Below are 6,827 nucleotides of genomic sequence, written 5' to 3'. Positions count from 1 at the left end.
CGGGCCGGGCTCCTATGCCTATTACGGCGGCGGCTATTACGATGACCCCTACTACTATGGCGACAGCTACTATGATGAGCCGTCCGTGGCGGTGGTCCCCGATGGCGGCGGCGACTCCTCGGCCTATTGCGCGCAGCGCTACAAATCATATGACCCGGCTTCGGGGACTTATCTCGGTTATGACGGCCAGCGGCATCCCTGCCCGTAAGGCGGCCTGAACGATCGATGCAACAAATCGCATGGGCGGCGCCGGCCATCACCGGCGCCGCCCATGTCTGTTCTGCGAGCCGCTGCAGTTTCGCCAGTCGTCTTGCCGATCGCGTTCGGCCTCGCGATCCCCTCGACTTTGCTTCAACCCTTTCATCGAAGCTGCTCGCACTTCGCGTGTCGCGTGCGCCCTCGCGCGAACCATGACACATAGATGACGCGTGGCCCGAAATTAGACATGGAACACGCGCCGCAGCCTATGCACCGCACCGTGCATATCTACCCCGATCCAATCCAAAATTGACCCGAGGCACGATTCGCGGATATCACCAATCACAGTGGGGACTTCGATTACTGGGAAGTGTCATGCCGCGTATTCTCGTGGTTGATGACGATCCGATGGTCGGCGCGACCATCGAGGTCCTCCTCCAACGTCAGGGCTTCGACGTCACGCTGGCCGACGGCGGCGAAACAGGACTGGCTGCGCTGGAAGCGCAGGCCTTTGAGGTGATGCTCGTTGATATCTTCATGCCGCATATGCGCGGCTTCGAATCCATCCGCATCTTTCATGAGCGCGCGCCGGCTACTCCGCTGATCGCGATGTCCGGCTATGCCTTCGCCTCATCCGCCTCGCCCTCTCCCGATTTCCTTCGCATGGCGCTGGAGCTCGGCGCAACGCGCTGCCTGCGCAAGCCTTTCACGCCGGACGCGCTGCTGACCACGATCCGGGAGTGCCTCGCCGGTCCGGGCGAGAGCGCACAGCCGAAGGACAAGAAAGAATCCCCTTGATCCCAACGCAGCGCGTCATTCTCGGTGCCGGACTTGCCATCCTCCTGATCATCACCGCGGCGTCGATCGCCCTCGACGTCAAGTCGCGGTCCGATGCGACGTGGGTCAATCACACCGTCCAGGTGCAGAAGCGGATCTCCGATCTGCGCGTGCTACTGCGCCGCGCCGAGAGCGCCGCGCGCGGCTATGAACTCTATCGCAACCAGACGCTCGCCGACGAATTTCAGAGCGTGCGGGTCCAGATCGCGCCAGCGCTGGCCGAGCTGAAGCGCGGCGTGCGCGACAATCCCGATCAGGTCGCGCTGCTGGAGGGCACCGAACCGCTTGCGCTGCGCCGGATCGAGATCGCCGCCGAAGCGATGCGCCTGCGCGCGGCGAACGACCAGGCCGGCATTACCGCGCTCAACAGCAAGGCCGAGGGCCGCGGTCTGATGGACACGGTGATGGGCAATCTCGACCATCTGAGCGCGGATGAAGAACGCCTGCTCACCGCGCGCTCCCAGGATTCACGCCGTACCGGCATCGTGCTGCTCGGCATCGACGTCGCCGGCGCCGTGCTGATCCTGCTGCTGGTGGCGCTGGTGATGCGCGAGAGCCAGCGCGCCACGGTGCAGCTGCAGAGCACGCTCGAGCAAACACAAGCCGCCAAGCACGCGCTCGAAGCGGCGGTGGCCGAGCGCACCGAGCATCTGGTGACCGCGCACGACGAACTGCGCCTGTCGGTCAACGTGCTGCAAAGCACGTTTCACAGCATGGCGGAGGCGGTGCTGGTCATCGACGCCGAGGGCAACGTCCTGCTGTCCAATCCGGCCGCGGAGCGCATGCTGCTGCATCGCGCCGGCATGAATCTGCGCAATCTGCGCGCGCTGTCGGATGTGTCTCACGGCGACGGCGTCACGCCGATGAAGGCCGACGAGCTGCCCTCGGTGCGCGTGCTGCGCGGCGAGCAGTTCGAGGACCTGGAGATGATCGTCCGCCCGCACAGCGGCAATCCTCCCCGCCATCTCATGATCAGCGGCCGGCCGATGCTGGACGGGCAAGGCGACATCACGGGCGCGGTGCTGGTCTATCACGACGCCACCATGTCGCGCGAGACCGAGCGGCAGCTGTACCAGTCGCAGAAGCTGGACGCGATCGGCAAGCTGACCGGCGGCGTCGCGCACGACTTCAACAACATGCTGACCGTGATCTCCGGCAACACCGAGACGCTGGTGGCGAGCCTGAAGCAGCAGCCCGAGCTCCAGCGCGCGGCGCGGCTGATCGACGATGCCGCCGAGCGCTGCGCCGAGCTGATCCAGCATCTGCTCGCGTTTGCGCGCAGGCAGCCGCTGCAGCCGCGCAACGTCGAGATCAACGCCGCGATCGCGGACATCGCGAAACTCCTGCGTCCCACCCTCGGCGAGCAGATCCAGATCGAGACCGTGCTGGAACAGGGGCCGATGACCGCGCATATCGATCCATCCCGGCTCACCAATGCCGTGCTCAACATGGCGATCAACGCGCGCGACGCCATGCCGAACGGCGGCAAGCTGCTGCTGGAGACCCACCGCGTCGTGCTGGATGAGGCCTATGCGCAGGCCCATGCGGACGTGGTGGCCGGCCCCTACGTCATGCTCGCCGTCAGCGACACCGGCACCGGCATGTCGCCCGACATCCAGCAGAAGGCGTTCGAGCCCTTCTTCACCACCAAGGAAGTCGGCAAGGGATCAGGCCTCGGCCTTTCCATGGTCTACGGTTTCGTCAAGCAGTCCGGCGGCCACATCAAGATCTACAGCGAGGAAAGCCACGGCACCACGATTAAACTCTATCTGCCACCGGGCGAAGGCACGGCGGACGTCGCAGCCGCCGCCGCGCCGCAGGTCGAAGGCGGCGCCGAGATCATCTTCGTCGTCGAGGACGACAACCTCGTGCGCAACTTCGTCACCGCGCAGCTCGAGAGCCTCGGCTACAAGACGATTGCCGCGCCCGACGGCCGGACGGCGCTGGAATTGATCGCGGCCGGCCAGCCGTTCGATCTCCTCTTCACCGACGTCGTCATCCCCGGCGGCATGAGCGGGCGCGACCTCGCCGACGAGGTGGCCAAGCTGCGGCCGGGTGTGAAGGTGCTCTACACCTCCGGCTACACCGACAACGCCATCGTCCATCACGGCAAGCTCGATGACGGCGTGATGCTGCTGACAAAGCCCTATCGCCGCAACCAGCTCGCCGAGATGATCCGGAAAGCGCTGAATGGCGGGACGATGACGGCGAGCTAGGGCGTGTACTCATAAATCCGCGATGTCCGCTTATCCCCCAACAGCGGCGCAGTAGCGGACATAGCAGGAGGTCCGAGAAGGGCCAGGAGAGGACCTTCCGGGTACCTCTTCGATCGTCTCATCGCCGCGCGCACGCAATCGCGTCGGGACTTCAAGTTAGAGGCGCCCACGGCGACCCGCAATCGGTTGGCCAAGTCGCACCACTTTCGTCGTGCCGCTGGGATCATTCGCTGGTTTCGGCGAGCGGCGGCGCAGAAAGAAGGATACACCGCAAAGTGTCTGCTTCCTCCACACGACGCGACAGAAGAACACCCCGGAATGGCCGTCGAAGGACAGCACAAATTCGTGAGCAAATATGTGGTACGGCGTGGAGATGCAGGCACCCAGGGCGCTGATGTCGCGCACCACGCATGGATGCGTTCCGCTCATTTCGCCAAATGACAGCCGAGCCGCCCGGTTGATCGGTATCCGCTTCATTACACGACGTTCGATCATGGCGAGTGTCTCCGAACCAGGACGCCCGGTCGAACGACCGCAGCGATCTCGATGGCACCCTTTGAGAGATCGGTTTTCCGCTCCCGCCGACGCGCGGAAAATAACAATGGTCTGTGTACGTTGATCTGCGCGGCGTGTGCTAACCAGCAGGATTATTGTCTCATTAAAATTGGATCGGATTAAATGGTTAATCCGAGCATTCGATTCGGGATCTGGAAGCTGAAAAAGCCTTCTCAAAGACGCTTTTTTACGCCCTTTGTGCGGTGCTTCACAACTGTTTCATGAGGCTGGGCTACAATTAAATTGGGAGCCTGGGTCTTTTTACATTTTTCCGACGACGATTATTTAGGAGTCGCAGTAGGGGGTGCTGATGTGTAGTCCTGGTCTGGTGCGCGACCGCATCGTGGTCCTGCGCGAACGCGTCGGGTTGCTGAGCTCTCAGCTGGCAGAGCTTCAGAGGCTTCGTGGCCGGGCAGAAGAGGTCGAGAAACGGAGGGCCGAAAGACGTCCAAAACTTTCGGGTATCGCTGTGATGCGTCGCCGATTGCAGCGATAGTGACAATTGCGGAGTGTTCGACCGCGGCGTGATCAGAGGTGCATGCAACCTCCAGCTTCCGTCGAACATCGCTTCGGGGCGCAAAAACAGACCTCGATTGGTTTTTTGGTCTCCTGAGGGTCAAACTGAGTAGAGCTCGGACTGACCAAATCTGGTCCGGTATGCTCTGCTGAGCAGACGCCGGCACGCCGCGCCGCCACTTCGCAATCGGGCCAACAGGTGACATCAGTGATCTGAGCCAAGCGTGTCCGACCTGAGCCTCTCCATCCTTAAGGATGCTGCTGGAGCCCGCGCCAATTGCAACGCGGCTTCAATGCCGCCATCCAAAATTGCCTGCGCTTCGGCCGCGTCGGGCACCGCCCGCGCAAACTGTAGCGTGCCCACCATGAGGCCGAAGATGGCCCTTGCTCGGCGGTGCTTCGGTTCAGGATCTGCGCCGGGTAGCAGCGCGGCCAAAGTCGCAACGTAGCTTCCCAGCGCTTTCTCGTAGTCTTGCCTGGTGTTCAGGGGCTGGCGCGCGATTTCCGGAAGCAACGCCGCGGAGGGGCACCCTTGCGCGGGGGCTTCGAGGTGCGCGCGGTTCAGGTACCGCTGGATCGCGCCTTCAAGATCAAGGCCGTTGAGCTGACCTTCATCGAGGCAATGCTGCTGGTCATCAAGCGCGCACGCCAGCGCTGCGCGAACAAGCGCATCCTTGGACTCAAAGTGCGGAGAGAATGCCCCTTTGGTCAGACCGACCTCGCCCATAATCGCGGCAATCCCGGTTGCAGAGATGCCGTCCCGGCGCATGCATTTGGATGCCGCATTGATGATGTGCCGTCGTGTCGCCAACTTATGACCTTTCTCGAAGCGCATCTCATCTCACTCCACTAATGTCTCCGAGACGACAGAGCCCCGCGTCAGATCGCGGTCGGCTCAGCAGCCAAAACGCCTTCGATCTTGCGGGCAAGGGCTAAAAGCATGCGGTCGCTTCCTAAAGGAGCGTCCAACTCAAGGCCAATCGGCAGCCCAGCGCGAGATAGGCCAACGGGAAGACTGATACCCGGCAGCCCCACGCTGCTCGCTGACAGCGTATGATTCGCCAAGGCGAGATAGCTGACGTCCTGGCCCGCGATATGGACGGTCTCCTGCTCGTCGATCAAAGGCGCCGTACATGGCGTGGTCGGCTGCAGAATGACCAGCGCCCCACGAGCGACGAACGCCGCATTGAGCCGGTGCTGGATTTCAGGCCGACTCACGTTGAGCGCCGTCTGATACGCCTCTGCCGAGATGGCACCTGCACCGCTCGGCAGCACAACGTGGCCCCACGCCTGCCGAAGTTGAGGCTTGAGGCCCTCGTAAATCGCCTCAAATGTTGTCGGAATGTCATGATGGCGGAGGAATTCCGAGATTGCGCCCCTTGTCTCATGAGCGAAGATGCCCCATGTCGCGGTCTGGATGAGGGCATTGAAATCATCGCCAAGGTTTAGCTCGACGACCTCCGCGCCAGCGTGCTGCAGCCGCCGAACCGCCTCGCGGAACCGGCTTTCAACTTCCGAGTCCACGAGATCCAAGAACTGCCGTGGCGCAAAGGCCAATCGAACTCCCTTGAGATGATAGTCGCTGTCTGAGAACTCTGCTGGCTCTTCGCCAGTCACGACTTGGTCCAGCAGGACGCAGTCCTCGACGCTTCTGGCAAATGCACCTGTCGTGTCGAGCGTGTGGGAGATCGGAGCAACGCCTTTGCGCGGCCATCGCCCGGTGGTCGGCTTGAATCCCACGACACCACAGAACGATGCAGGCACCCGGATCGACCCAACGGTGTCACCGCCCAACGAGGCGGGAACGATGCCGGCAGCCACAGATGCCGCAGAGCCGCTCGAGGAGCCGCCCGACACGCGCTCTCGTACGTGCGGATTCTTCACCTGGCCGTAACGTGCGTTATGGCCGGTCAAGCCGTAGGACATCTCTACGAGGTTGTTCTTCCCGAACACCAGGGCGCCCGCACGCTTTATGGCACCGACAACGTCCGCATCTTCGCGCGGCACGAAGTGAGCGAGGCCATCGAGACCGAGGCTCGTAGGCATCCCTTTCGTCAGATAACTGTCTTTCACGCCGAGCGGCACGCCAAGTAGCGGAGCCGCCGATCCGGCGACACGGGCTTTGTCCGCGTCCCTCGCGGCCTCCAAGACGGCCGCCTCGTCGATGGCTATGAAGGCATTAAGCTCGGTCAGCGTTCGCGCACGCCGTAGAAGCGCCGCGGTGTATGCCTCCGATGTGATTTCGCCACCGCGAATAGCTGCTGCAGCGGCCGCGAGTCCCAGCGAGGAGCGATCCATGAATTCTTCTTGAGCCATCGGGCCCGAAACGGCGGTGATGTCGTTCATGAAGACCTCGCAAAGAACGGTTTGCCGCATTCCGCTGCCGCCCTGTAGCAGCTCAGCGCAATGCCATTACGGTCATAATATTAAATTACGATCGTAATTCAATGGAGATGACGAGCTTCTCTGCACACATGAACGTGAGGTGCCGACACGCGCTGTATT

6 protein-coding genes are annotated in these 6,827 nt (G+C 62.4%); 3 read left to right on the top strand and 3 right to left on the bottom strand.

All coding sequences use genetic code 11. The features are described from left to right. The 3 genes from CV770_RS26150 to CV770_RS26140 form a co-directional block, all read left to right on the top strand. The coding region (locus CV770_RS26150) for a BA14K family protein (protein WP_146101351.1) at window positions 1-208 on the top strand (208 nt) is incomplete at its 5' end. Between the two features lie 365 nt (window positions 209-573). Next, window positions 574-996: a response regulator gene (locus CV770_RS26145; RefSeq protein ID WP_104464395.1), complete on the top strand. Its 423-nt coding sequence runs from the start codon at window positions 574-576 to the stop codon at window positions 994-996. Continuing rightward, the gene (locus tag CV770_RS26140; RefSeq protein ID WP_104464394.1) at window positions 993-3,251 is read left to right on the top strand and encodes a CHASE3 domain-containing protein; all 2,259 of its coding nucleotides are present in this window, start codon (window positions 993-995) and stop codon (window positions 3,249-3,251) included. The genes CV770_RS26145 and CV770_RS26140 overlap by 4 nt, the downstream gene beginning before the upstream one ends. A 156-nt stretch (window positions 3,252-3,407) precedes the next feature. On the opposite strand, the gene CV770_RS26135 is transcribed toward CV770_RS26140, so the two are convergent. The 3 genes from CV770_RS26135 to CV770_RS26125 all read right to left on the bottom strand — a co-directional run bounded on the left by CV770_RS26135 (window position 3,408) and on the right by CV770_RS26125 (window position 6,668). Next, the gene (locus CV770_RS26135; protein ID WP_091956889.1) at window positions 3,408-3,746 is read right to left on the bottom strand and encodes a PilZ domain-containing protein; all 339 of its coding nucleotides are present in this window, start codon (window positions 3,744-3,746) and stop codon (window positions 3,408-3,410) included. Window positions 3,747-4,527: 781 nt separating this feature from the next. Beyond that, window positions 4,528-5,157 carry a TetR/AcrR family transcriptional regulator gene (locus CV770_RS26130; protein ID WP_104464393.1) on the bottom strand — a complete coding sequence of 210 codons (630 nt, stop codon included), beginning with the start codon at window positions 5,155-5,157 and terminating at the stop codon, window positions 4,528-4,530. Window positions 5,158-5,201: 44 nt separating this feature from the next. Further along, entirely contained in the window at window positions 5,202-6,668 is a 1,467-nt protein-coding gene (locus CV770_RS26125) for an amidase family protein (RefSeq protein ID WP_104464401.1), read from the bottom strand. Window positions 6,669-6,827 lie beyond the last annotated feature (159 nt).

The sequence above is a fragment of the Bradyrhizobium sp. AC87j1 genome (genome assembly GCF_002936975.1).
Classification (GTDB): domain Bacteria; phylum Pseudomonadota; class Alphaproteobacteria; order Rhizobiales; family Xanthobacteraceae; genus Bradyrhizobium; species Bradyrhizobium shewense.
The sequence above is the reverse complement of the archived record's forward strand: the minus strand, read 5'-3'. Positions and strand labels throughout refer to the sequence as shown.